General features: G+C 68.7%; 24 protein-coding genes. 13 read left to right on the forward strand and 11 right to left on the reverse strand.

Translation table 11 applies throughout. From position 1 onward, the window contains the following. Positions 1–168 precede the first annotated feature (168 nt). The gene (locus K340_RS0105815; protein ID WP_211229286.1) at positions 169–1,071 is read left to right on the forward strand and encodes a phosphotransferase family protein; all 903 of its coding nucleotides are present in this window, start codon (positions 169–171) and stop codon (positions 1,069–1,071) included. A 108-nt stretch (positions 1,072–1,179) separates the two neighbouring features. Here the strand turns inward: K340_RS0105815 and K340_RS0105820 are convergent, their stop codons facing one another. Further along, on the reverse strand, positions 1,180–2,586 hold the full coding sequence (locus tag K340_RS0105820) for an aminotransferase-like domain-containing protein (RefSeq protein ID WP_029136018.1): 1,407 nt from the start codon (positions 2,584–2,586) through the stop codon (positions 1,180–1,182). Between K340_RS0105820 and K340_RS27795 the strand changes: the two genes are divergently transcribed. Further along, a complete protein-coding gene (locus K340_RS27795; protein ID WP_037363049.1) occupies positions 2,585–3,535 on the forward strand; it encodes a DMT family transporter in 951 nt (316 codons plus the stop codon). The genes K340_RS0105820 and K340_RS27795 overlap by 2 nt on opposite strands. Here K340_RS27795 and K340_RS0105830 read toward each other — a convergent pair. Both K340_RS0105830 and K340_RS0105835 read right to left on the reverse strand, forming a co-directional pair. Continuing rightward, a complete protein-coding gene (locus K340_RS0105830) occupies positions 3,510–3,827 on the reverse strand; it encodes an ArsR/SmtB family transcription factor (RefSeq protein WP_029136019.1) in 318 nt (105 codons plus the stop codon). The two genes, K340_RS27795 and K340_RS0105830, sit on opposite strands and share 26 nt — an antisense overlap. Next, positions 3,827–4,297, reverse strand: coding sequence for an SRPBCC family protein (locus tag K340_RS0105835; protein ID WP_211229287.1), 471 nt, complete (start codon positions 4,295–4,297; stop codon positions 3,827–3,829). The genes K340_RS0105830 and K340_RS0105835 overlap by 1 nt, the downstream gene beginning before the upstream one ends. A gap of 385 nt (positions 4,298–4,682) precedes the next feature. On the opposite strand from K340_RS0105835, the gene K340_RS0105840 reads away from it, so the two are divergent. Both K340_RS0105840 and K340_RS27800 read left to right on the forward strand, forming a co-directional pair. Then, complete coding sequence (locus K340_RS0105840; RefSeq protein ID WP_029136021.1) at positions 4,683–5,156, forward strand: Cif family virulence factor; 474 nt, start codon at positions 4,683–4,685, stop codon at positions 5,154–5,156. A 30-nt stretch (positions 5,157–5,186) separates the two neighbouring features. After that, complete coding sequence (locus K340_RS27800) at positions 5,187–6,158, forward strand: CehA/McbA family metallohydrolase (protein ID WP_051265237.1); 972 nt, start codon at positions 5,187–5,189, stop codon at positions 6,156–6,158. Here the strand turns inward: K340_RS27800 and K340_RS33910 are convergent. Continuing rightward, positions 6,097–6,609: an NUDIX hydrolase gene (locus tag K340_RS33910; RefSeq protein WP_051265239.1), complete on the reverse strand. Its 513-nt coding sequence runs from the start codon at positions 6,607–6,609 to the stop codon at positions 6,097–6,099. The two genes, K340_RS27800 and K340_RS33910, sit on opposite strands and share 62 nt — an antisense overlap. 65 nt (positions 6,610–6,674) lie before the next feature. Between K340_RS33910 and K340_RS0105855 the strand changes: the two genes are divergently transcribed. After that, complete coding sequence (locus K340_RS0105855; protein ID WP_029136022.1) at positions 6,675–7,427, forward strand: hypothetical protein; 753 nt, start codon at positions 6,675–6,677, stop codon at positions 7,425–7,427. A gap of 11 nt (positions 7,428–7,438) precedes the next feature. Here the strand turns inward: K340_RS0105855 and K340_RS33915 are convergent, their stop codons facing one another. Then, positions 7,439–7,780 (reverse strand): nuclear transport factor 2 family protein, encoded by a 342-nt coding sequence (locus tag K340_RS33915; protein ID WP_051265241.1) that lies wholly within the window; start codon positions 7,778–7,780, stop codon positions 7,439–7,441. Positions 7,781–8,017: 237 nt separating this feature from the next. Between K340_RS33915 and K340_RS33920 the strand changes: the two genes are divergently transcribed. Together K340_RS33920 and K340_RS0105875 are read left to right on the forward strand one after the other, a co-directional pair. Further along, complete coding sequence (locus K340_RS33920) at positions 8,018–10,885, forward strand: glycoside hydrolase family 27 protein (RefSeq protein ID WP_084614100.1); 2,868 nt, start codon at positions 8,018–8,020, stop codon at positions 10,883–10,885. Positions 10,886–10,969: 84 nt separating this feature from the next. Then, positions 10,970–11,653 (forward strand): nucleoside/nucleotide kinase family protein, encoded by a 684-nt coding sequence (locus tag K340_RS0105875; protein ID WP_029136023.1) that lies wholly within the window; start codon positions 10,970–10,972, stop codon positions 11,651–11,653. An 8-nt stretch (positions 11,654–11,661) separates the two neighbouring features. Here the strand turns inward: K340_RS0105875 and K340_RS0105880 are convergent, their stop codons facing one another. Then, entirely contained in the window at positions 11,662–12,594 is a 933-nt protein-coding gene (locus K340_RS0105880; protein WP_051265245.1) for a class I SAM-dependent methyltransferase, read from the reverse strand. Between the two features lie 72 nt (positions 12,595–12,666). Beyond that, a complete protein-coding gene (locus K340_RS0105885) occupies positions 12,667–13,623 on the reverse strand; it encodes a quinone oxidoreductase family protein (protein ID WP_029136025.1) in 957 nt (318 codons plus the stop codon). A 101-nt stretch (positions 13,624–13,724) separates the two neighbouring features. On the opposite strand from K340_RS0105885, the gene K340_RS0105890 reads away from it, so the two are divergent. After that, positions 13,725–14,150, forward strand: coding sequence for a MarR family winged helix-turn-helix transcriptional regulator (locus tag K340_RS0105890; protein WP_029136026.1), 426 nt, complete (start codon positions 13,725–13,727; stop codon positions 14,148–14,150). A gap of 57 nt (positions 14,151–14,207) precedes the next feature. Here the strand turns inward: K340_RS0105890 and K340_RS0105895 are convergent, their stop codons facing one another. Both K340_RS0105895 and K340_RS0105900 read right to left on the reverse strand, forming a co-directional pair. Further along, on the reverse strand, positions 14,208–14,954 hold the full coding sequence (locus tag K340_RS0105895; protein ID WP_029136027.1) for an aquaporin: 747 nt from the start codon (positions 14,952–14,954) through the stop codon (positions 14,208–14,210). Positions 14,955–14,990: 36 nt separating this feature from the next. Next, entirely contained in the window at positions 14,991–15,359 is a 369-nt protein-coding gene (locus tag K340_RS0105900; RefSeq protein ID WP_029136028.1) for a nuclear transport factor 2 family protein, read from the reverse strand. Between the two features lie 133 nt (positions 15,360–15,492). Here K340_RS0105900 and K340_RS0105905 point away from each other — a divergent pair, with 133 nt between their 5' ends. The 3 genes from K340_RS0105905 (at position 15,493) to hrpA (ending at position 21,531) form a co-directional block, all read left to right on the forward strand. Beyond that, the gene (locus K340_RS0105905; protein ID WP_029136029.1) at positions 15,493–16,293 is read left to right on the forward strand and encodes a helix-turn-helix domain-containing protein; all 801 of its coding nucleotides are present in this window, start codon (positions 15,493–15,495) and stop codon (positions 16,291–16,293) included. 9 nt (positions 16,294–16,302) lie between these two features. Next, complete coding sequence (locus tag K340_RS0105910) at positions 16,303–17,115, forward strand: serine hydrolase domain-containing protein (RefSeq protein WP_029136030.1); 813 nt, start codon at positions 16,303–16,305, stop codon at positions 17,113–17,115. Between the two features lie 69 nt (positions 17,116–17,184). Further along, the gene (gene hrpA, locus K340_RS0105915) at positions 17,185–21,531 is read left to right on the forward strand and encodes an ATP-dependent RNA helicase HrpA (protein WP_211229288.1); all 4,347 of its coding nucleotides are present in this window, start codon (positions 17,185–17,187) and stop codon (positions 21,529–21,531) included. A 39-nt stretch (positions 21,532–21,570) separates the two neighbouring features. Here hrpA and K340_RS0105920 read toward each other — a convergent pair whose 3' ends face one another. Beyond that, positions 21,571–22,461: an LLM class flavin-dependent oxidoreductase gene (locus tag K340_RS0105920; protein WP_029136032.1), complete on the reverse strand. Its 891-nt coding sequence runs from the start codon at positions 22,459–22,461 to the stop codon at positions 21,571–21,573. Positions 22,462–22,618: 157 nt separating this feature from the next. On the opposite strand from K340_RS0105920, the gene K340_RS27825 reads away from it, so the two are divergent. Together K340_RS27825 and K340_RS0105930 are read left to right on the forward strand one after the other, a co-directional pair. After that, the gene (locus tag K340_RS27825; RefSeq protein WP_037363051.1) at positions 22,619–23,284 is read left to right on the forward strand and encodes a TetR/AcrR family transcriptional regulator; all 666 of its coding nucleotides are present in this window, start codon (positions 22,619–22,621) and stop codon (positions 23,282–23,284) included. Continuing rightward, entirely contained in the window at positions 23,281–24,504 is a 1,224-nt protein-coding gene (locus tag K340_RS0105930; protein ID WP_029136033.1) for an MFS transporter, read from the forward strand. The genes K340_RS27825 and K340_RS0105930 overlap by 4 nt, the downstream gene beginning before the upstream one ends. On the opposite strand, the gene K340_RS27830 is transcribed toward K340_RS0105930, so the two are convergent. Further along, positions 24,498–24,785, reverse strand: a complete 288-nt coding sequence (locus tag K340_RS27830) for an antitoxin (protein WP_037363052.1) — start codon at positions 24,783–24,785, stop codon at positions 24,498–24,500. The two genes, K340_RS0105930 and K340_RS27830, sit on opposite strands and share 7 nt — an antisense overlap. Between the last annotated feature and the right edge of the window lie 7 nt (positions 24,786–24,792).

The following is a 24,792-nucleotide window of genomic DNA, read 5'->3' on the forward strand; positions in this document are numbered from 1 at the left end:
GATCTTCGAGCCCCTCCACGGTGCCGCCGAGAGGACCCTCAGACCGACGTCTACGCCCGCCGGGTCCTGGGCCGGCGGGCCGGGACCGCGCGTCGGTCCCAGGTATTTCCGGTGCATCGATGGTCTGCGAGCCCTAGATTGCGTTGCGTGAATCTTTCGCATCTCGGCGTGCCGGTCGGGCCGATGATCCGGGTGCACGGCGGGTTCGCCAACCGGATGTACCGACTCGACACCGACCAGGGGTCGTTCGCGGTGAAGGAGTTGAACCTCGTCGACCGCCGCTTGACTTACCACGTCGAGGACGTGTTCAGGTTCGAGCGGGCGGCCTTCGCCGCCGGCATCCCGATGCCGGAGCCGATCTCGGCCAGCGACAGCACGCTCGTCCATCGCTGGGTCGAGGGTGAGAAGGTGCCCGAAGCGCCGGTGTCGGCGGCCTACGCGTTCCAGATCGGTGAGATTCTCGCGCGCATCCACGCGCTCGATGTCGAGTGGCCCCACGGGTCGAGCGAGGAACCGACGCCACGGGACTGGCACGTGCTCGCCGGGCGAGCGGCGACGACCGGACAGCCGTGGGCCGATGAACTTGCCTCCCAGGTACAGACGTTCCTGGCGATCGCCGACTTCGTCGATACTTGCGAGCGGCCAGGCCCGATCGTGCTGACGCACAAGGACATCCAGCCGTGGAACCTGCTCGCTCGACACGGCCGGCCGGTAGTGCTCGACTGGGAGCTCTCAGGAATGCTCGACCTGTCCGGTGAACTCGGCTCAACTGCGCTGAGCCTCGCGAAGGAGCCCGGCTTCGACCATATCGAGCCCACCATCTTCCGCTCGGTCCTCGACGGCTACGTCGCAAGGGGCGGAGCGCTGCCGCCGCCCGGTCCGAGCTGGTTCGTCTTCATGATCGGTGGCTGGTTGGGGCACACGAGGTGGAACATCCTCCGCTGCCTCGCCGGTGCGGAGGCGAACATCGGTCCTGACCTCGCGCTGTCGCACGAGGCCGTGCGCGACGGCGTGCGCGGCCTCCCCGACATGTTCGACCGACTTCCGGAACTGGAGACACTGCTCGTGTGACGGCGGACCCGCCTCTGTGGCCGACCTGGCTCGCGAAAGCTGAGAGTGGCCGGCCGGACCCGGACAGCGGGTCCCGCTCGGCACTACCTGATGAGAACCCGGACCGGACTAATGCCGATCGAGCAGCCGACCGATAGTCCGCGCAGCCTCCGGGAAGGAGCCGGGGTTCGGGCCAGAGTAGTTGAGCCGCAGGTAATTGCCGGTCGGCTCGGTCGGGAACCACTCGTCACCGGCCGCGACGATCACCCCGGCGTCCTCACAGTCCCGAACGAATCGGGGCAGCTCAACTGCGTCAGGCAGTCGCAACCACAGATTCAGCCCGCCGCCGGGGACGGAATCCAGCCGAGCACTGGGCGCATGCTCGCGAAGAGCGTCGACCAGCAGGTCGCGGCGGGCCGCGAGCTGGCGAGGTAACCCGCGAAGGTGAGTACGCCAGGCCGGCTGGCTGACGACGTCCAAGGCCACCGCCTGCAGCACACCGCTGACGTACATCGACTCGGCCTCGGCGCTGGCCAGGATGCGGTCGCGCGCCGGACCGCGGGCGATGAGCCCCGCGACCCTGACAGCGGCGGACACGCTCTTGGTCAGCGACCGGAGATAGACGACGTGTCCGCTGTCGTCCCGGCCGGCCAGAGGTATCGCGTCGGCGGAGATGCCGAAGTCGTGCGCCCAGTCGTCCTCGATCACGAATGCGCCACTTCGGCGGGCGATGTCCAGGACCCGATCCGCCTGCTCTGGCGCCCACTGCGCCCCGGTCGGATTGGCGAAGTTCGGTTGGGCATAGAAGGCCCGCGCGCCGGTGACGGCGAAGGCGCGGGCCAGCTCGGCCGGGTCCGGTCCGTCGGCCCCGGAGGGCACCGGCACCACCTGCACCCCTGCCTGTTTGGCGGCCAGGATCGCCCCCCAGTAGGTGGGCGATTCCACCAGTAGCGGCCCATCGACGCCGACCAGGGCCCGGAACGCGGCGCCGAGCGCGCTCTGGCTGCCGGGGAAGATCACCACATCTCGCGGCGACGGCGCGGCAACACCGGCGCCGGCCGTCGAACCCAGTTCGGTGGCGAACCACGCCTGCAGGTCGGGCAGGCCTCCGGCCGGGGGCCTACCGACGGTGGCGTCGCTGCGGGCGGCCCGACCGAACGCGGCGCGCACGAGACGCTCGGGTAGCAGTTCGCGGTCCGGATAGCCCGCATGCAGCGCGATGACGTCGTTCGGCGCGGTGCGCAGCGCGGTGGACGGCCGCGCGGCAGAAATGTTCGACGAGCCGAGAGCGGCGGTCTGCCAACCGTAATCGTTCGGTCGGATGACCGGAGCTGCTCGGACGAAAGCGCCGACTCCGGTGCGGGTCTCCACCAGCCCTTGCGAAATCAGATCTCGTAGCGCCTTTTGCACGGTGACCGGGCTCGCGCGATGCTGCGAGACCAGCGTCCGCGTCGACGGCAGGCGGGCGCCGGGCGGCGCCGTGGCGATCCATCGCCGGAGAGCGCTGACGATGCGCGCACTGCTACCATCGATCATGAAAGAACAGAGTAGCGCTACCCTGGCTATCTCGCGACCGCTACCGGGTGCGTCCGCCGGTCTGATCTGGGGTCTGGTCGGCGTGCTGGCGTTCTCTTTCACTGTGCCGTTCACACGCCTGGCCGTCGAGGGCGGCGCGATGTCGCCGCTGTTCGTCAGCTGCGGTCGAGCGGTGGTGGCGGCCATCCTGGCCGCGGCGGCGCTGACTCTCACCAAACAGCGCCGCCCGCACGGTGTCCAATGGGTGCGGCTGGGCGTCGTCGCCGGCGGCGTGGTGATCGGCTTCCCGGTGCTCACCTCGTTCGCGCTCACCACCGCGCCGGCCAGCCATGGTGCGGTGGTGATCGCCCTGTTGCCGGCGGCGACCGCGGTGACGGCGGTATTGCGATCGCGGGAGCGTCCACCGACGTCGTTCTGGATCATGGCGGGCGTCGGCGCGATCGCCGCGGTGCTGTTCGCCGCCCTGCAGGGCGGCGGGATCGGTGGACTGCAGTTCTCGGACCTGCTGCTGTTCGGCGCGGTGATGGCTGCGGCGATCGGTTACGCCGAGGGCGGTTTGCTGGCCCGCGAGCTCGGCGCCTGGCAGACGGTGTCCTGGGCGCTGGTGATCGCCGCGCCGCTGATGATCGTCCTCACCGGTGTCTCGATGGTGCAGCAGCCGCCGACCGGCACCCCGATCGAGTGGGCGGCATTCGGCTACCTCGGCGTCATCAGCATGTTCCTCGGCTTCTTCGCTTGGTACCGCGGCCTCGCGATCGGTCCGATGGCGCAGGTGAGCCAGGTGCAGCTCGCCCAGCCGGTGCTGAGCATCGGCTGGGCGGCACTGCTGCTGCACGAGCACCTCAGTGCGGCTACCGTTCTTGGCGGGGTCGCCGTGATCGGTTGCGCCGCAACCGCTGTCCGAGCGCGGGGCGGTCGTAGGCCTACAACCCCTCGGCGATCTCCTTGATCGCGGTGAGCCGACGGTCCCATTCCGCGCCGAGCGCGTCGAGGCGTTTCGCGGTGGCGCTGAGCTGAGAGCCGATCACCCGGTAGCGCACCTCGCGGCCGACCCGGATCGGTTCGACGACACCGACTTCGGCCAGCACCGCGAGGTGTTTCGCGATCGCCTGCCGGGTCACCGGTAGCCGCTCGGCAAGGGCGGACGCCGAGGCCTCGCCCTCGCCAAGGGCAGTCAGGATCTGCCATCTGGTGTCGTCACCGAGGGCTGCGAACATCGGAACCAGCGACCCGACAGCCATCAGGGCGCCTCGACCAGCGCGACCAGCGTGTCGAGCTCCGCGTCCCAGCCGGTGCGGTGGCTCTCGAGGTTGGCCAGCGGGTCGGAGGTGGTTTCGAATCCCGTCTCCACCACGGTGAGTCGGGTTCCGCCCGGCACCGTCTCGAGGGTGAAGGTGAACACCGTTGACGGACCACCGTCGACATCGGCCGGCGGCCGCCCGGCGGCGTCGTCGTTGCCCCAGCGGTAGCTGACCGACCGCGGCTCGTCGACCGCCTCGATCCGCACCGGGATGGGCTGATTGCCCGGCCAGGTCAGGGTTCCGGTACTCCCCGCAGCGGTTCCGCTGAATACGGCCTGACCGAACCACTTCGAGATGTGCTCCGGCGCGGTGACGGCCGTCCACACCTTCTCGACGGGCGCCTCGATCAGGATCGTCCGACGCACCGTGAAGGTGTCCTCGTCGACGACGGACTGCTGATTGCTGGTCATGTTTGCCATGATGCTTCCTCTCCGTTGCTCGTTCCACTGCCGGGCTGGTGGTGGCTCCGGTGCAGACACCACCTGTGGTTTCGGCTGCCGCTTGCCGCCGGGGCAAGCGGTCCCGTTCCCATAGGATCTGCAATCCAATGGTTGCAGATACTGAAGGATTGTGCAACCCATAGATTGCAGGTCACGATGCGGGCGCGAGCCAACTGCAGGTCTCCAAGATGGGCCTAGGCGTTGGCCGATCCGATCCGGCCTCAACTCCTGCAAAGCTGCAGCTCGACCTGGGACTTTGGGAAAGTTCGGGCCCGATCGGGTCACTCTCGTGCCCCGCCCACGTCGATGTTGAAGATTCGATGCCTCCCAGGTCGGCTGGTGCCACACTGTGCAAATGTCGTTGCTGGTCAGCCAGTCACTCGCGCGCTTCGCCGCGGCGGTCGCGCTTGGTGTGCTGTGCGGTAGCGCCGCATCGGCCTGCGCTGCTTCGGCCACCCAGTCGGCCGCGGTCGACAGCTCGGTCGAGTCGTCGGTCGAACTGCCCGGGATCGGCGCCTCACCCGACCAGGTGCTCGATGCATACCTGACGGCGTTCAAGAACAACGACTGCGAGACCGCCGCCAAGCTCGGCTCATCGACCTTCCGCATCGGCAACGGCGAACTCTGTGGAGACGTCAGGGTCGATTCGATCGACCGAACGCCCCATCCCGCGGTATCCGGAGACGACGTCACCTACGCGGTGACGCTCCACCTTTCGCAGGGCACAGTTGACGGAACCGTTCCCGAGGGACCAGTGACCTGGTTCTACGCTCTGCACCGTCAAGCGGACGGCTCGTGGAAGATCACTGGCGGCGGCAGTGGTCCCTGACAATGCTGGGATCGTCAGGCACGATGAGGAATGACGCAAACCCGCTGGTACCGCGGTGACTGCCACCTGCACTCCCGCTTCTCGGACGGGGCATTGGAGCCGGGGGAGCTGATCGACGCGGCACGAGAGCGCGGCCTGGATTTCCTTGTTGCGACGGAGCACAATCTGGCGACACCTGGCCAATGGCAAGGGGAATCCTTGTATGTGCTGGTGATCCCGGGCCAGGAGGTGACAACCCGGGCAGGGCATTGGCTCGCGCTCGGGGTGGATCCTGGACAGCTCATTGATTGGCAGTACGGCAGTGCGGACGGTCGAATCTCGGACGAACTAGATGCGGTGCGCGCCGTCGGGGGTCTGTGCGTCGCTGCCCATCCGATCGCGCCGTATCCGGGCGGCACCTGCGAATATCCATTGGAACAGTTCGATCTGGTCGAGGTGTGGAACGGCCGATGGGACTCGGAACTGGCCTGGCAGGCAGACAACGAAGCGGCTCTCGCCCGGTGGCAGCGCGACCTTCGCGAATTCTCGGCGGGCCGTTGGCGACCCGCGATCGGCAACAGCGATGCGCATCTCGCCGGTCAGATTGCTCACCCGCACACTGTGGTCCGGGCCGAATCGTGCACTCCACGTGCACTGCTCGGCGGACTGCGGGCGGGTCACTCGTGGATCGCCGCCTCCACCGAAATTGCTCTGTCCCTGACGGTCCGGGTCGACAATCTCGTCGCCGGAATCGGTGACGTCCTGCCAATCGGCAGCCATCCGGCGACCCTGACCGTCGAGGTCGCCGGCGCGCCGGGTGGCCTGCTCACTGTCCACACCAACACCGGTGCGACCTGGACTTTCGACCTGACTGATCAACACATGCAGGTCGCAGCGGAGGTCACCGACTCGGCGCTGGTCTGGGTCGAGATGAGATTCGCCGACGGCAGCATGGCCGCGATCAGCAATCCGGTATTCCTGGCGTCAGGCGGGCCGCTGTTGCCCGAATCGCCATCCGCATGAAGTCGGTCAACTGCGGAAATCCGGCCGAACCGTCCTGGTCGAGAGCGTCGGGCGTCCACCAATCCGCTCCGTCCGTAGTGTCAAGTTCGATCTGCTCCATGCCGGCGAACGACACCTCGGTGGTGGACGCCGGTAGCGCGAAGTAGGTCTCGTGCTGCACCAGAGTCATTCCGCCCCAGCCGAATTGGTGCCGATGGGCGGCGAACGGCTCGCCGAGGGCGAGGGCATCCGCCTGCATGCCCGTCTCCTCGAACAACTCACGAACCGCGGCATCCGCCAATGACTCGCCCTGCTCGATCCCGCCGCCGATGGTGAACCAGAACGGGTAATCGGGCCTGGCCGGATCCCACCCGTGCATCAGCAGCACTCGCCCCTCGGGGTCGACCGGCAGCACGCGGGCAGTGTCGCGGTAGACGGTTCGTCCGGGAGTCGCGGCTGGAGTCGGAGACACGCATCGACTGTAGCCGCGCCGGAGCGACTGGCCAGGAACGAGTCGGCCGTCGGTACCATCCGTTCATGCAGGTACTGGGCATTCCGGTCGACGTCGGCCTGATCGCCCAGTGGTTCGAATGGCTGATGCCTGAGGAGCAGCCATATCTCGTGCCCCAGTCGGTCGCTCGAAACCTGCACGTTGCCGATGATCGCGGTCGGCTGACGCCCGAGTTGCGGGACTCGTTCTCGCTCTATGGCATCGAAGACGATCAGCTTGTTTGTTGGCTTACCAGGGCCGAGGCCCAGGGCCTGCCGCCGGATGTCCGGCGATCGCAGCGCGCCACGCACCGCTGGCGGCGACACGACGGGACGGACACGGTGCGCATAGTGCGGTCGGTCGAGAACGGACGGCGACCCTCTCGTCATACTGAGGTTGACCAGGCCGTCTGGGATCGGATCGAACAGGTGCTGCCCTGCGCCCGCCGGTTGGTCGGGACCTTTCCGACGCGGAGCGGACCGAATTGCTTCGGAACGGTGATGGGTGCTGCAGGTGTCGGAGGGGCCGCCGAGGCCTGGATGCAGCAGGCGCCCTTCGAGGAGTGGCTGGCGGCGGAAACTCGCGATGGCGGCTCGGACGACGAACCCGGAACGGTGCTGCTCTGGCGCGGTCGGGACGGGTTGGCGCAGCATGCAGCGGTCACGTTGGGCGGCGGGTGGGCGCTGCACAAGCCGTCGCAGGGCTGGATGTCCCCGATTCAGATCCTCACGGTCCGGGACGTCAAATTCGCCTCCCGATGCCCTGGTCTGTACCTGCACCGTCGAAGTCTCGAACATTGACCCGGCAGGTCTTAGTGATCCACGGGCGTGCCGTCTGTCCACACCTCGGTGAGCTCGGCGATCAATCCGGCTTGGTCGAGCGTGATGAACGAGGCGACGAAGTATTCTTCGCTGCCATCGGTGACCCGTGCGCGACCCACGGCGCGGTCGCCGTCGGCCACGGCGTCCTCCAAGGCGAAAGACCACGAGCCTGGGTAGTCCCTGTTGAACCTGACGAAGCCGGCTCGATCGAGCGTCCTGCCGTCGTGGACGAACCGGCTGTGGAAGTTTTCGGCGAGTAGCGAATCGAGCCGGTCCCAGTCGCGGGCGTCGATAGCGGCGGCGAAGGTCTCGAGGACCTCGGATGCGGTCATGGATCGCAGTATGCCCAGGAGTGCCGACAATGCGGTACACCGTCATGATCGCGGATACGGTGGACCGTCGACGTATCGACCAGAGTGACCCGCGCGGCGGGACCCTCGCAGAGTCTCTGAGTGAACATGCTTCAAAATAATCAGTACATTGCACTTGTGCGCAGATGGTCTCGGGTTTAGCGTCGGGAGCATTGCGCGGTGAGCCCGGTCATTCGCGTGTATCTGGAGGTTTCACCCATGACTCGATCACCCGCACGAAGACTGTCCAGAGCGCTCGGCGTCATTCCGCTGTTTCTCGGACTGGCGCTGGCGTCAGCCGGTGCGCAGAGCAGCTCCGCCGCAGTCCTGGAAACCGCGCCCGTGGTACATGTCCCGTTGGGTCCATTGTTCGACAACGTCGGCCTGACCTCGGTCGCGACTCGGGCCTCGGGCAATTTCGACGGCTCGGGGAACAGTTTTGCCGCGCAGAAATTTGCCGAGCTGGGTATCACCCCGGGATCGACCGTGGCTACGGATCCGGGCGGACCGACGTACATCTGGCCGGACTACCAGCCTGCCGATCCGGCGACCGACGAGAAGCCCGACAATGTGCGGGCCAACGGTCAGGTGGTCCCGGTCAATGCCTCCGGGGCCGCGCTCTCGGTATTGGCCGCCGCATCCGCGAACGGGATCTCGGGATCGCTCACCGTCACCTACACAGACGGCACCTCGGAGGAGATCTCCCGTCGGGTCCGGCAGGGGATCGGCATTCCAAATTGGGGCGACCTGGCAACCCATCAAGCCGATCCGGAAGCCTTCGGCGCCCGCCGGGTCGGGGGCGTCGCCGGTCGCAACACCCAAGGCGGATATGCAAACACCGACTACGAGTACTCGTTGTATTCCAAGGACTTTCCGCTCGATCCGGCAAAGACGGTGGCCAGTCTGACGCTGCCGTCCAACACTTCCTATCACGTGTTCGCCGTGAGCGTGCTCGACCAGGCGCCGCCGTGGGTCGGCGGTCTGCTCAGCGAACAATCGCTGATCGTCAGCGCTCCACCGGTGATCGCACCCGGATCGTCCGCCCGCGTCCGGGTGAGCATGACGAACGCGTCCGCTCAGGCGCTCAGCAGTGCGACGGCCGACCTGACGGGGCCGGCGGGCATCAGCGTGCGCAGGGAACAGGCGATGGCCGGGACGATCAAGGCCGGTGCGGTGGGAACCGCCATTTATCGAGTCAGCGTTCCGCGCGATCGTGAACCCGGGGACCTCAGCTGGACCGCCACCGCCTCGTCGTCCGGTGGTCAGTTGACCGCCGACGCCGCCAGCATCGTGCCGTTCGGCTCCGTCGGCGCGGCGTTCAACAACGTGGGCACCACAGAGTTCCGCGACCGCGACAAGGGTGATCTGGACGGCGCTGGCTCGAGTTTGCGTCGCGAAGCGCTCAAGGCGGCAAAGACCAAGCCAGGAGCGAAGATTCAGGGCGGGCAGCCCGGACTCGACTACCGGTGGCCGGACTCCAGGTCCGGCAAGCCGGACAATATTGCCGCGGGTGGCCAGACGATCGCGCTCGATGCGACCGGCAAACGCGGCCTCGGCCTGCTCGGCACCTCCACCGCCGGCGGTGACGATCAGCAGGTCCTGGTGCACTACGACGACGGGGTGACGGCGAAGGTCTCAGCGATCACGCCGAACCAAGCGGCGTTTCCCGACTGGACCGACTCGGCCGCTGACGCCGACAACGACTACGCCGCCCAGCCCGCCCTGGTGACCTCCGGCCGCAATACCGCGTCGGGAGTGGCCGATCGGTCACAACGATTCACGGTGTTCTCCCGCATCTTCCCGATCGATCCGACCAAGCACCTGATGGCCGTGACCCTGCCGACAGATCCGAACCTGCATATCTTCGACATCGCCGTGTCGACAGTCGCGGCGAAGGCGGACACCGGGCTGGATCGCACCATTGCCGCGTCGCTGGCGCCAACACCGCCGATGGGATTCAACGACTGGCTCGCCTACGGCTGCAATGTCTCCGAATCGTTGATGAAGTCTGCCGCCGACCAATTCGTGACTCTGGGCCTGAAGGACCTCGGCTACCAATACATCAACATCGATGACTGCTGGGCGAACAGGTCACGGGACGGCAGTGGGCGTCTGACGGTCGACACCGCCAAGTTCCCCAGCGGTATGGCGTCGCTGGCCGACTACGTCCACGGCAAGGGCCTGAAGGTGGGCATCTATTCGGCTGCGTCGGTGCAGACCTGCGGCGGGTACCCGGCATCGCTCGGTCTGTTCAACCAGGACTTCAACCAGTTCGCGGACTGGAACATGGACTACATCAAGTTGGACCTGTGCGGTTCGGCCGACAACACATTGATCAATTCCCAGTGCGACACCAGCAAGGGTCTCAAGGATGTCGAAGCGCGGTACAAGTCGGCGGCGGAAGCCCTGGCCGACATCGACCGGCCGATGCTGCTGGCGGTGTCCGCACCGGCATCGATCGCTTGGTGGTGTGGCTACGACGGCGCGATCTACCAGGACGCCGCGTCCTGGGCGTGGAAGTACGGTCAACTGGCCCGGGTGGAGGCCGACTCCGGGAACAGCTGGGTAAGTTTGTTGCGCACTGTCGAACAGAACGCCAGGATCGCCGACTACCAGCAGCCCGGGTTCTGGAACGATGAGGACATGCTGGCGGCGGGCCACGCGATGAGTAACGTCGAACAGCAGACCCAGTTCATCATGTTCGCGCAGATGGCCGCACCGCTATTGGTGTCAACCAACCCGGCAGCGCTGGCCGGCGACCAGGACGCATTGGCGATCCTGAAGAATGCCGACGTCATCGCCGTCGACCAGGATTCGCTCGGCGTCCAGGGACGAGTCACCTCCAGCGGCGACGGGTGGATGGTGATGACCAAACCTTTGTCCAACGGCGATGTCTCGGTCGTCCTGTTCAACAGCAGTGACGCTGCGCGGGTGCTGACCGCCGACGCACGCCAGGTGGGTCTGGGGACGGGGCCGGTGACGGACAAGGATCTGGTCTCGAAGCAGTCGGCGACGGCCGCCGACGGATCGGTGTCGGCATCGCTCGCACCCCACCAGGCAAAGATGTTCCGAGTGACGCGGGGATAGCGGATCGGAACTGCCCGAGCCCGACAAAGGTGCCGACCAGGTGCTCGCCACCGGAGTCGTGCTTCTAGCAGCTAGCGTGACCAGGTGGATTCTGATGCGGAAGCGACTCTCGCGCGCATCATCGACACCGCACCGCGCGGCAGACGCGCGCTCGTTGCGATCGACGGTGTCGGGGCCAGCGGGAAGACGACGTTCGCCGCCGCGCTGGCGCGGAGCGTCGAGACCCGGCCGGTTGTCGTGTTGCACGTCGACGACTTCTTCAATCCCGCCGCGATCAGGCATGCCAGAGGTCGCTATTCGCCGGAAGGGTTCTGGCTCGACAGCTACAACTATGACGCGCTGACGTCCGATGCCCTCGACCCATTACGCCCCTCGGGTGACGGTTGGTTCCGCGCTGCCGCGATCGACCACGACAGCGGTCGGGTGACCAGGCCGGCACCGGTCCGGGCCGCCGACGATGCCCTGGTGCTCGTGGACGGAACGTTTCTGCATCGTCGGGAGCTTGCGAGTTACTGGGATTCGTCGGTCTTTCTCGACGTCCCGTCCGAGACTGCCGTCCGGCGAATGAGTCAGCGTGCCGGAGGCGGGACGGGCATCGACGACGGTCTTCGTCAGCGGTACTTCGGTGCTCAGTTGCTCTACTTCACCAGCTCCCGGCCGTGGGAACGGGCGAGGCTGGTCGTCGACAACACCGACCCCGACCACCCGAAGATCATCGAGGCCGGCGCCGCGGCTGCCGCTGCGGAACTGGCGTCGGCCGGCGGGTGAACCTGCCGTCACCCGCCGTCCGAGATCCTCTGCAGCTGCAGGTACATCGATGCGGGTGCACCGGCCCACGCCGCATTCGCCGCCGCCGACACCCAGGTCATCAACGGCCACGGGTCGGGCACCGGAGCGTCCCGCAGATCCTCCGGAGCGAGCCCAGGATCGATGATCCCGTCGAGCTTGAACTCGGACACCCGTTGAACGGCGAAGCCGGCCCGGAGCGCGGCGTTGAGGTGATCGGCCAGCGAGTGCTCCCAGCCGGGAAGGTAGCCGAACTCGCCGTCGACCAACTGCTTGATCAGTGGGTAGCGGGCCGCCGTCAGGTACAGCGAGTGGGTATCGGAAACCACCAGCCGGCCACCAGGTTTGAGCACCCGGGCAAACTCGGCGTACGCGTCGGTGAGGTCCTCAAGATGGGTCAGCGCCAGCGCGCACACGGCCAGATCGGCGCAGCGATCCGGAACCGGTAGGTCCGTCAGGTCCCCCTGCCGCAGGTCGACGGTCGGCAGCTTCCGGCGGGCCACCGACAGCATGCCGGGCGATCCGTCGACGCCGATCACCTGATATCCGCGCCCGGCGAGCCACTCGGCGTAGCGACCTGTCCCGCAGGCGATGTCGATCGCCAAGCCGCCCGGCTGGTCCTCGATCATCGCGGTGACCCGCTCGAAGTCCGGCGCCAGCAGCCCGTTTCCGGGTTCGTCGTAGTCGACCGACCAGGCGTCGTAGCCTTCTGCGGCCGTCAGCGCACGCACCTCGGCCGGCGCGCCGAGCGGGCCGGGATCGGCCAGCAGGCTTCGGATATTGGCCAGTCTGGCCCGCACGAAGGCGGCGTCGTGTTCACCGGCGAAGGCCCGCATCAGTGCGGCGCCCTCCACCGCCAGGACAAAGGCCAGCGGGTCCAGATGCAGGGGCCGGGCCGACGGCCCGCCTGTCGTTGTGGTCATACGGCCACTCTGGCGGCGGAGTCGGCCGACCGCAACGGGTTAGTCGACCGCGGGACAGAACACGAGCGCCCGTCACGGCGTGATGACGATCCGTTCGTCGCGGCCGGTCTCCGCCCAGGCGGACCCGACGTCGGCGAGCGGCACGCCGCGGGCATCGAGCCGGAGCTTGCCACTGGCGATCTCGGTCGCCAGGTCGGGTAGTTCGGCCAGAATGTCGCGGGTCGGTACCGAACCCTGCCCACTGCCGACGATCTGCAGCCGTGCCGCCCGAAGCGCGGCCGATGGGATCGCGGCCTCGGGCCCGGCCACCGAGCCGATCTGGACCCAGGTGAGTGGCACCCCCCGGTCGCTCCGCTCGGTGACCAGGGCGCGGATCGCACCGGCTGCCGGGGCACCCCAGAGGTAGTCGATCACCACATCCACGTCGGCCGCGGCCCGCCCGAGCCGATCGTCGACCTCGCCGGGGTCACCGTCGAGGGAGACCGTCTCGTCAGCCCCGAGCTCCGTCAGCGTCGCCAACCGACCGGGGTGACGACCGGCACCGACCACCTTGCCCGCTCCCAGCAGTCGGGCGACCTGGACGGCCAGCCGGCCGGCGCTACCGGTCGCGCCCAACACCAGAACGCTTTGCCCGGAGCGGAAATCGATGCGCCGGCGCAGCGCCACCCAGGACGACATCGCGGGGTTCATCCCGGCCGCGACCGCCACCGGATCCGTTCCCGCCGGCAGTTCGATGCTGCGCCGCAGGTCGATGACCGTCTGCTCGGCCATCGCGCCCATGGTGGTGTCCGGCAACACGAAGTACCGCACCGACCCGTCGGGCGCGCGACCGACGCCGTCGATACCCGGAACCAGCGGCAATTCGTCCGTACTGGTGTAGTGCGAGCCGTCCGCCTGCGACCGCACCCGCGGGTGCAGGCCGGTGGCAATGACGTCGACCACTGCTTCGTGCGGTGTTCGGGGTGTCGGCACGGGGAACTCGCGGTAGGCCGGCGGGGAATCGAAGGCGGTGACGACGGCGGCGTGCATGTTGACCTCCAGGAACCTGACGGCGGATCGCGTCGGAAATATAATTGGGAATACGAACTAAACTAGATGGTAACACCAATCAGATCGGGTAGTCTGGGACGATGTTCACCCGACCCGGATCCGAGCTCGACCCCGAGCTGTTGGACGCCCTCGTGCAGACCTCGTTCGCGGTGATGGCCCGACTGAGCCAGGCGGCGGCCGCTCACGACATGTCCTTGACCCAGCTACGGATGCTGGCGATCCTGCGCGACCGCCAGCCCAAAATGGCTGAACTGGCCAGGTATCTCGGGCTGGACCGGTCGTCGGTGAGCGGTCTGATCGACCGGGCCGAGAAGCGTGGTCTGGTGCAGCGGACCAGTAGTGGCGACGACGGAAGGTCGGTCCGGGTCAGTCTCACCGCCGACGGGCGAAGGCTTGACCCGGGTCTGACGGCGGAGATTGCCGGCCTGATCGCACCGATGACGCACTCGCTCACCGTTGCCGAACGTCAGCGGCTCGCCGGCCTCCTGGGCCGGATGCTTCCCTGACCCGACCCCGTCGAGGGTCGCCACCGCCAGTGGCGGCGGAGCCGATGGACGGGCGCCTCAGCCACGGCGACGACCCGGTCGATGGGGTACCACCGCGCGATCCGCGGCAGCCCCCGCGTCCGGGTACAGCAGTACCACCAGGACCAGACCGACGGCGCCGCCGACGACCTGCGCCGCCACGAAGATCGGGACCGACGCCGGCGAGATGCCGGCAAAGGTATCGCTGAAGATCCGGCCGACCGCCACCGCCGGGTTGGCGAACGAGGTAGAGCTGGTGAACCAGTAGGCGGCGCCGATGTAGGCGCCGACCGCCGCCGCCGACAATGCAGCCCGGCCGCCGCGGGCGAGCGCGAAGATCACCACGATGAGGCCGGCAGTGGCGACGACCTCGGCGACGGTGTGGCCCGTCGTCAGCCGGTCCTTCGTCGAGATTTGCGCGAGTGGGAGGTCGAACATCACGTTGGCCAGCAACGCACCGACGATCCCGCCGGCGACTTGCACCACCGAGTAGTAGCCGACGTCGACGGCCGAGAGGCCGACGCCGCTGCGTCGCCCGAGCAGATGGTCGACGGCGGAGACCACCGGGTTGAAATGCGCGCCGGAGACGGGGCCAAGGACCAGGATCAGGACCGCGAGACCGAAAACCGTGGCCATCGAGTTCTCCAGCAGCTGCAGCCCGACATCGTTCGGGGAAAGCTGTTGCGCGGCAATGCCGGAGCCGACGATGACGGCCACCAGCAGCGCAGTACCGAGAAACTCCGCCAACAGCCTGCGGGGCAGGTCGGTGGATGCGGCCGGCGGCATTGCTCGACTGTAGCGGGGAGGCAGGGTCGACCGCCGTCAGACCTGGGCCGGCACCTTGTCGAGGAAACCCAGCACCAGGGTCAACCGGCCGTCCGCTCCGACGACGGCGACATCGGAGCCGACGATCGGCGCCTCGCCGTCGGCCGGGCCCAGCTCCCAGCTGAACCGGAACTGCTCGTGGTGCGCATCGACGGCTCCGAGCAGCCGGAACTGCCAGCCGGGGAACTGACCCTGCGCGCCGGCTACCACGGCGGCGATGCCGTCGTGTCCGGTCACGTCGGCCAGCGGATCGACGTAACGCGCGTCCGCCGCCCACACGCGGCCGATCGCGGCTTGGCGGGCTTCGACATCGGTCTCGTTCCAGATCGCAATGTAGTAGGCGGCGAGCTGCTGGAAGTCGGTCATCGTGATGCTCCTTCTGGTTTCCGGTCGACCCGGTCGGCCGATCCGCATGCCGACAATGTTGCTGGGGAAGGGGAAGCCCGTCGATTACCTGCCAGGTAAGTGCCGCCGAACGGTGACGTCGTACGGTGCAGGGATGACGACAGCCGCTCCGGCCGGATCGGTCGGCCATCTGCTGCGCCAATGGCGCGAGCGTCGGCATCTCAGCCAGCTGGAACTCGCTGCCAGGGCGGAGGTTTCGGCCCGACATCTGAGTTTCGTGGAGACCGGGAGGTCGAAGCCGACGCCCTCGATGATCCTGCGGCTTGCCGCACAGCTCGAGGTGCCGCTGCGCGAACAGAACACCCTGCTGATGTCCGGCGGCTACGCCCCTGCCCACCCGGAGCACCGGCTCGGCGAGCCGTCGATGGCGCTGGTCAGCGATGCCATCACCACGGTGTTGGAGGCGCACGAGCCGTTCCCGGCGGTGGTCATCGACCAGCACTGGGACATGGTGGCCGGCAACCGCGCCATCGAGCGGTTGATCGCCGGCGCGGCGGCGCATCTGCTGGAGCCGCCGGTCAACGTGCTCCGGCTCAGCCTGCACCCGGACGGGCTGGCGCCGGCCATCGTGAATCTCGGCGAGTGGCGAGGCCACCTGCTGGAGCGACTGAGTCGAGAGATCGCCGCCTCCGCCGACGCCGGACTGATGGCGCTGCTGGACGAGCTGACCGGTTATCCCGGGGCCGACAGCCGGACGCAGCCGGACACCGACGCGATCGTGGTACCGCTGCGGATCCGGTTCGGCGACGCCGAACTGGCGATGTTCAGCATGACCACGGTGTTCGGCACCCCACGGGACGTCACCGTGTCGGAGTTGGCCATCGAGACGTTCTATCCGGCCGATGCCGGATCGTCGGCACTGCTGCGCGACCTGGCGTCGACCGCCGCCGGATAGGGTCGGGCTGTGAGCCTCGACCTGAAAGCCGCCATCGCCGACTGGCCCGTCGGCTCCGCCTCCGTCGCGGTGATCGGTCCCGACGGCGTGCTCGATCTGCTGGACGACGGGCAACGCCACCGCTGGGCCTCGGTGAGCAAGATCGCCAGCGCGCTGACGGTGCTCGACGGCTGCCAGGACGGGCTGCTGAGTCTGGACACCGCGGCCGGCCCGGCGGGCGCGACGGTTCGCCATCTGCTCGCCCACGCCTCCGGCATCGCGATGGATTCCGACGACGTGCTGGCCGCTCCCGGCACCCGGCGGATCTACTCCAACCGCGGCATCGAGATCGCGGCGCAGACACTGGAGGCCGCTTCCGGCAACGACTTCGCCGACGAACTGGCGGAGCGGGTGCTCGATCCGGTGGGGATGAGCGGTGCGGTGCTTGAGGGTTCGCCGGCGCACGGGATGACGGGCAGCATCTCCGACCTGGCCGCGCTGGCGCAGGAACTGCTGAGCACCCGGGAGATGCTGCCCGGCGTGCTGTCGGCGATCTCCACCCTGGCGTTCCCGGATCTGCCGGGCGTGCTGCCCGGGTTCGGCCGGCAACAGCACAACGACTGGGGTCTCGGCTGCGAGATCCGCAACGGCAAGAGCCCGCACTGGACGGCGCCGGGAAACTCGCCGCAGACGTTCGGCCACTTCGGCCAGTCGGGCAGCTTCCTGTGGGTCGACCCGGTCGCCAAGCTGGCCTGCGTCTCGTTGGCGGACAAAGCTTTCGGTGAATGGGCGGCGGTGGCCTGGCCGGTGCTGTCGGCGAAGGTGCTGGACGCCCACGGCTGACGGTGGCGACCGCGGCGGCCCGGTGGTCGCCGGTAGCCGAAAGCGGTCGTCGCGCTCCACTATCCTGGGATGGTTATGTCTGCCAGCGCCCCGCCTACGCCGCGCGAGCTCCGGCAACGGCTGAACCAGGTGCCGCTGGCCGACGAACGGCGCCTCGGCCGCCGGCTGGCCGGCCTGCGCAAGATCGCCGATTCCGACAAACGTGACGCTTCGCTGCGGCAGATCGCCGACGCGATCGCCGAATCCGAGCGACGCCTCGAGCGGCGTAGCGCACTTGTCCCGGAGATCACCTTCCCGCCGGAGCTGCCGGTCGCCGAGCACGCCGACGAGTTGGCCGAGGTGATCGCCGCCAACCAGGTGGTGATCGTCGCCGGCGAGACCGGGTCGGGCAAATCGACCCAGCTGCCGAAGATCTGCCTGAAGCTGGGACGGGGCGTTCGCGGGATGATCGGGCACACCCAGCCCCGACGGATCGCCGCCCGCGCGCTGGCCGAGCGGATCGCCGACGAGACCGGCACCCAGCTCGGCGACGCCATCGGCTACACCATCCGGTTCGGCGACCACACCGGCGCCGACACTTTGGTCAAGCTGATGACCGACGGCATCCTGCTCGCCGAGATCGGCCGGGACCGGCTGCTCAGCCGCTACGACACGATCATCATCGACGAGGCGCACGAACGCAGCCTGAACATCGACTTCCTGCTCGGCTACCTGGTCCAGTTGCTGCCCCGACGCCCCGACCTGAAGGTGATCATCACCTCGGCCACCATCGACCCGCAGCGGTTCTCCCGGCACTTCGCCGACGCTCCGGTGGTCGAGGTGTCCGGTCGGACGTACCCGGTCGAGATTCGTTACCGGCCTTACCTTCCGGATGACCTGGACGACGCCGACGACGCTGACGACGAAGATCCCGACGAGACCGACGGTGGTCGCGGCAAGAAGCGGCCCGCTCCCCGCCCCAGGGAGACGATCGACCAGCCGACGGCGATCTGTCGCGCCGTCGACGAACTGGGCACCGACGGCGACGGCGACATCCTGGTGTTCCTGTCCGGCGAACGGGACATCACCGACACCGCGGACGCCTTGCGGGCGCACCTGCAAGGCCGGCCGGGCCACACCGAGGTCTTGCCGCTCTACGGCCGGCTGTCCGCCGCCGACCAACACAAGGTGTTCTCCTCCCACTCCGGCCGGCGGATCGTGCTGGCCACCAACGTCGCCGAGACCTCGCTGACGGTCCCGGGAATCCGCTACGTGATCGACCCCGGTACCGCCCGCATCTCCCGGTACTCGACCCGGACCAAGGTGCAGCGGCTGCCGATCGAGAAGATCTCCCAGGCCTCCGCCGGTCAGCGGGCCGGCCGGTGCGGAAGGGTGGCCGACGGCATCTGCATCCGGCTCTACAGCGAGGACGACTTCGCCGCCCGGCCCGAGTACACCGACCCGGAGATTGCCAGAACCTCGCTGGCCGCGGTGATCCTGCAGATGGCCGCGCTCGATCTCGGAGAGATCGCGTCATTCCCGTTCATCGACCCGCCGGATCCGCGACAGATCAACGACGGGGTCCGGCTGCTCGACGAACTGGGAGCGCTGGATCACCGGCCGGCGGGCGCCGGCGGGACATCCCTGCTACGCCTGACGGGGGTCGGCCGCAAGCTCTCTGCGCTGCCGCTGGACCCGCAATTGGCCAGGATGATCGTGGAGGCGGAGTCCCGCGGCTGCCTGGCCGAGATTCTGGTGATCACCGCCGCGTTGGCCATCCAGGATGTTCGCGAGTACCCGCTCGAGGAGCAGGACAAGGCGCGGGCGTCACACGCCAGGTTCGCCGATCCGACCTCCGACTTCCTCGCCCTGGTGAATCTCTGGCACTACCTGAAGGATCAGGCGAAGGCGCTGTCCGGCAATGCGTTCCGCCGGATGTGCCGCAGCGAGTATCTGCACTACCTGCGGATCAGGGAGTGGCAGGACCTGCACGCCCAGCTCAAGCAGGTGGCCCGGCAGCTCGGCATGGATCCGAGCCGCAGCGCCCTCGACGGCAGCGCTGCCGATAGCAACACCGTCGACGGAAGCACCCTGGACAGCAACAACACCGACGGCCACAAGACACATCGTCCTGACCGGCCGGGGGAGAGTCGCGATCCGAAGAAGCGACGCCGGCGGGGCAAAGGCAGCAGCGCCTTCGCCGCAGCGAAGTTCGCCGCGCAGCAGTCCGCGACGGCCGGCGCCAGCCCGACGGCGTCCTCGACCGCTGCGCCGGCGGAATCCGGCGCTCGGTCGGCCGACGTATCCACCCCGACAAGACGACCGTCCACCCAGCAGGGCAAGGGATCGGCCGCCGTCGCGCTCGACGCCGAGTCCATCCATCTGTCGCTGCTGTCCGGACTGCTCTCGCACATCGGCGCGAAGGTCGAGAACACCCGTGAGTACGCCGGCGCCCGGGGCACCCGGTTCGTGCTCTGGCCCGGTTCGTCGCTGGCGAAGTCGCCGCCGAATTTCGTGGTGGCGGCCGAACTGGTCGAGACGTCCAGGCTGTGGGGGCGGATGGCGGCCAGGATCGATCCGACCTGGGCGGAACGGCTCGGCGGAGACCTGGTGAAGCGCAGCCATTCCGAGCCGCGGTGGGACGCCAAGCGGGCGGCGGTGGTGGCCACCGAGCGGGTCACCCTGTTCGGGGTGGTGTTGACCGCCGCCCGGACCGTGCAGTTCGACCGGATCGACCCTGAACTGGCCAGGGAGATGTTCATCCGGCACGCCCTGGTCGAGGCCGACTGGGACACCCGCCATGCCTGGTTCGCCGCCAATCAGGAGGCCGCCGAGGAAGTCGCCCGCCGCGAGGACCGGGCACGCCGCCGGGACATCATGATCGACGACGAGGCAATGTACGCCCTGTACGACGCCCGGATCCCGGCCGACGTCACCTCGGGTCGGCACCTGGACTCCTGGTGGCGCAAGGTTTCCCGGGCCGATCCTGACCTGCTGACCTTCACTCCGGAGATGCTGATCGCGGCCGGCGCCGCCGACGTCTCCGCCGAAGCCTTTCCCGACCGGTTCTCCTCGGGCGGGGTCGACCTGGAACTGGACTACGTCTTCGACCCGGCCCGCGAGGACGACGGGGTCACCGTCACCATCCCGCTGCCGGTGCTGGCGAGGGTGACGCCGGACTCGTTCGCCTCGCAGATCCCAGGCCTGCGCAGTGATCTCGCGGTGGCGCTGCTGCGTACCCTGCCGAAGACCTTGCGGCGCAACTTCGTTCCGGCCCCGGACTTCGCCAGGGCGGCGCTGGCCGGGATCGAGGCCGGCCCGGCCGCCGGCGGCGCGGCGGCGCTGCCGGCCCAATTGGCCGCGCAGCTGACGGCGCTCACCGGGATCGTCGTCGGGTCAGGTGATTTCGACCTCGAGAAGCTTCCACCACACCTGCGGATGACCTTCCGGGTGGTCGACGCCGACGGCAACGAGGTGGCCACCGGCAAGGATCTACCCGCACTTCAGCAGCGGCTGCAGAGCAGCACCAGGGAAGCGGTTGCGGCAGCCGTCAGCGACGCCGGTAGTTCGGTCGAGCGACACGGCCTGCGGGAGTTCCCGGCCGACGGGGTGCCGCGGGAGATCGTCCGGGAATTGCACGGCCAGCAGGTCAGGGCCTATCCGGCGCTGGTCGACGAGGGCGACGCGGTCGGTGTCCGGGTCTATACCGCGGTCGCCGACCAGAGCAGATCGATGCGGGCCGGCACCCGCCGACTGCTGGTGCTTGGCGCGCGAAACCCGTTGGGCTACCTGAAGTACCAGCTCAGCCGCGACCAGCTGATGACGCTGGCCACCGCACCGCACGGGTCGCTGGCCGCGCTGGTCGACGACGCCGTCGAGGCGGCCGTCGACGCGCTCCTTGACTGGGCCGGCGGACCGGTCTGGGACGCGCCGGGCTTCGCCGCCCTGACGGCCAAGCTGGGGCCGCACCTGGACAAGGCCACTTTGGACGTGGTGACCGCCGGTGCCTCGATCCTGCGTGCGGCCCACCGGGCCCAGGCCGCGATCGACGATGTCCAGGGAACTGCGCTCGCTGCCGCCGCGATCGATATGCGCCGCGAACTCGCCGGCCTGTTGCCCACCGGGTTCCTCACCGCCACCACCGCCGCGCACCTGCCGGACCTGGACCGCTACCTGCAGGCGCTGGCGACCAGGGCCGAACGGGCCAGACAGAACCCGGAGCGGGACTCCGAGCGGATGGCAGAGGTGCTGCAACTGAGCACCGAACTCGAGGCGCGGTTGGCCACCCTGCGCCCGGCGCGACTGACCGACCCGGATGTCGCGGCCGCTCGCCGGATGCTGCAGGAGTTCCGGGTCGCCCAGTTCGCCCAGCCGATGCGCACCGCGATCCCGGTCTCTGCCAAGCGGATCCGCACCGCCATCGCCGCACTGCACTGATCGGGCATGGCACCGACCAGCTCCCGCTCCGACCTCAGCTCAACCGACCGGGACCGTTGCGTGGCGCGAAATGAGCTCGTCGACGACCCAACTGGCTACCTGGTCGGGATACGGGGCCGGCAGCATCAGCACGATGTGCGGGAAGCCGGCGTCGATGGCCTCGGCGATCGCCGCTCGGCCGGCGCCGGGCCGCTGATAGTCGACCGGTAGGGCGATGGACCTGGTGATGGCGGCCGGATCTCGGCCGATCTCGGCACAGAGGCGGTCGAGCCGGGCGCTGCGGCGGACGGCATCGTCGATGTCGCCGCCGGGGATGTTCCACAGGTCGGCGTGCTCGGCGACCACCCGCAGCGTCCCGGTGGACCGGCCGCCGATCAGGATCGGCGGATGCGGCCGCTGCACGGGTTTCGGGCTGCCGAAGGCGCCGCTCAGCTGGTGATAGCGGCCGTCGAAGTCGAACGGCTGGTCCGAGGTCCACAGCCGGCGGATGATGGTGCACGCCTCGGCGAGACTGGCGACCGCGTACGCAGCGTCGTGGTAGGGCAGGCCGTGTGCCTCGTATTCGCGGCGGGCGATCGGATGGCTCGGCAGCGACCCGGCGCCGATGCCGAAGTCCAGCCGCCCGTCGGCGACCACATCGACGGTGGCCGCGATCTTGGCCAGCATTGCCGGTGGCCGGAAACGGTTGCTGGTCACCATGATCCCCAGGCGCAGCCGTTCGGTCTGCGCCGCCAGGGCGGACAGCAGTGTCCAACCTTCGAAGGTCGGGCCGTTCGGGTCGCCGAAGATCGGCATCAGGTGGTCGAACAGCCAGGCATGCTCGATCTGCGGGAGGGCGTCCGCCTGCTGCCAGACCCTGAGCAGTTCGTGGTAGCCGACCTGCGACGGGGCCGTCATGATCCCGAACCGCGGTCGAGGATTGGTGTCCATGGGATGCTCCTTCATCGAGGCTGAGCGGTGAATCGGTCCGTCCAGCCCTGGCACACTGGAAGCGGAACGCTGCTCCGGTAACTATACGGAGCGATGTTCCGGTTAGCAACGACAAGGGACCACCCGAGCCCAGGATCAGCGGAACGGAGCAGGCGTGATGTCCGACAGCGGCGAGCGATCGACCACTGCCGCCCCGCGCAAGCGGGCCGACGCCCGCCGCAACGAACAGAGCCTGTTGGACGCCGCCGCCGAGGTGTTCGTCACCGCGGGAGTCCAGGCGCCGGTCCGCGTCATCGCGGCGCGCGCGGGCGTCGGCATGGGCACCATTTACCGGCACTTCCCGACCAGGGCGGATCTCGTCATCGCCGTCTTCCGTCACCAGGTGGATGCCTGCGCACAGGCCGGGCCGGCCCTGCTGGCCGACAGCGCTTCACCGTCCGTCGCACTGACCCGCTGGGTCGATCTGTTCGTCGACTTCCTGGTCACCAAGCACGGCCTCGCCGCTGCACTGCAGTCGGACGACGCGCAGTTCCAGACCCTGCACGCCTACTTCCTGGACCGACTGGTGCCGGTGTGCGAGCGGCTACTGGAGGCCGCGGCGGCAGCGGGCGAGACCCGCTCAGATGTCGATGCGTACGGGCTGCTGCGGGCGATCGGCAGCCTGTGCGCCGGCGCCGCCGGCGCCGCCGGCACCACCGAGAGTGCCGGCACCACCGGGGGCGCCGACACCACCGAGGTGGCCGGGGTGGCCGCCGACTCGGGCTATGACGCCCGCCGGATGGTGCACGTGCTCGTCGCCGGCCTGGCCGTCCCGGATCCGTGACCCGGGAACCGCCACCGGCCGACGACGTCGGCCCGGTGGCCGGCTATCGCCGCGGCAGTGCCGGCTATCGCTCGCTCACCCTGGCGTTGTTCGCCGCCGGGATGACGACATTCGCGGCGATGTACGCGCCGCAGGCCGTGCTGCCCCAACTAACCACCGCCTTCGGTGTCGACGCCGGCGCCGCCACGCTGGCGGTGAGCGCGACCACCGGACTGCTCGCGCTGACGATCATCCCGGCCAGCGTGCTGTCCGAACGATTCGGCCGGACACCGGTGATGACCGTCAGCGCCGTCAGCAGTGCCGTGCTCGGCCTGTTGATCCCACTGAGCCCGACCTTCGAACTGCTGGTGGTCGGCCGCGCCCTGCAGGGCGTCGCGCTGGCCGGCGTGCCCGCGGTGGCGATGGCCTACCTCGCCGAGGAGGTCGACCACGGCGCGATCGGCGCGGCGATGGGCCGCTACATCGCCGGCACCACCCTCGGTGGGCTGTCCGGTCGGCTGATCACCGGGCTGGCGCTGGACGTCATGCACTGGCGCTGGGCGCTGGAGGTCGCCGCCGCCGCCGCGCTGGCGTTCACCGTGATCTTCATCCGGTCGGCGCCGGCCTCGCGCCGGTTCACTCCCACCCGGATCGCCCCGCGCGCGGTGGCCCGCAATGTGCTCGGGCATCTGCGAAACCCTGCCCTGGCTGGCCTTTTCGTCCTGGCGTTCCTGTTGATGGGCGGCTTCGTCTCGATCTACAACCTGGTCGGGTTCCGGCTGCTCGGGGCGCCGTTCGGGCTGCCGCAGGCGCTGGTGTCCCTGGTCTTCTGCTTCTACCTGGCCGGCACGGTGACCTCGGCAACGGCCGGCCGGCTGGCCGACCGGTTCGGCCGCGGCCGGGTGCTCCTGGTCGCGGTGGTGATCACCGGTGTCGGGTTGGTCGCGCTGCTGTCCGGCACGCTGGCCGTGCTGCTCATCGGGATGCTGCTGTTCACCGGCGGCTTCTTCGCCGCTCACGCGGTGGCCAGCGGATGGGTCGGACGGCGCGCCACCGAACACCGCGCCGAGGCGTCATCGATGTACCTGTTCGGCTACTACCTGGGCAGCGCGGTGATCGGCGCCGGCGCCGGCGTGGTGTTCGCCGCGGCCGGCTGGGGCGGCGCGGTCGGCTACGTCGGGGGACTGCTGACGTTCGCCGCAGTCATCGCGATCGTCCTGGCGCGGCTACCGCCTCACTGAGCGGGCGGCGCCGGCGGTGTGTCGGCCGGTGCCGCGGGCGCCTCGGCCGGTGCCGCGGGAGCCTCCGGAGCGGCTGCAGGAGCGGCTGCCGGTGCGGCCGGGTCGTTGCCGGCGAGCTTGTCGACCAGGCCGGTGAGCTTGTCCTGGATGCCGTCGACCTTGTCGTGACCGATCTTGTCGCCGACGAAGTCGCCGACCTTCTCGATGCCGTCCTTGACCTGGTCGTCGTGCTCAGCGATGAAGTCCTGCGCCTTGTCCTTCATGTCACCGAAATCAACCATGATGTCG

The sequence above is a fragment of the Nakamurella lactea DSM 19367 genome (genome assembly GCF_000426645.1).
Taxonomy (GTDB): domain Bacteria; phylum Actinomycetota; class Actinomycetes; order Mycobacteriales; family Nakamurellaceae; genus Nakamurella; species Nakamurella lactea.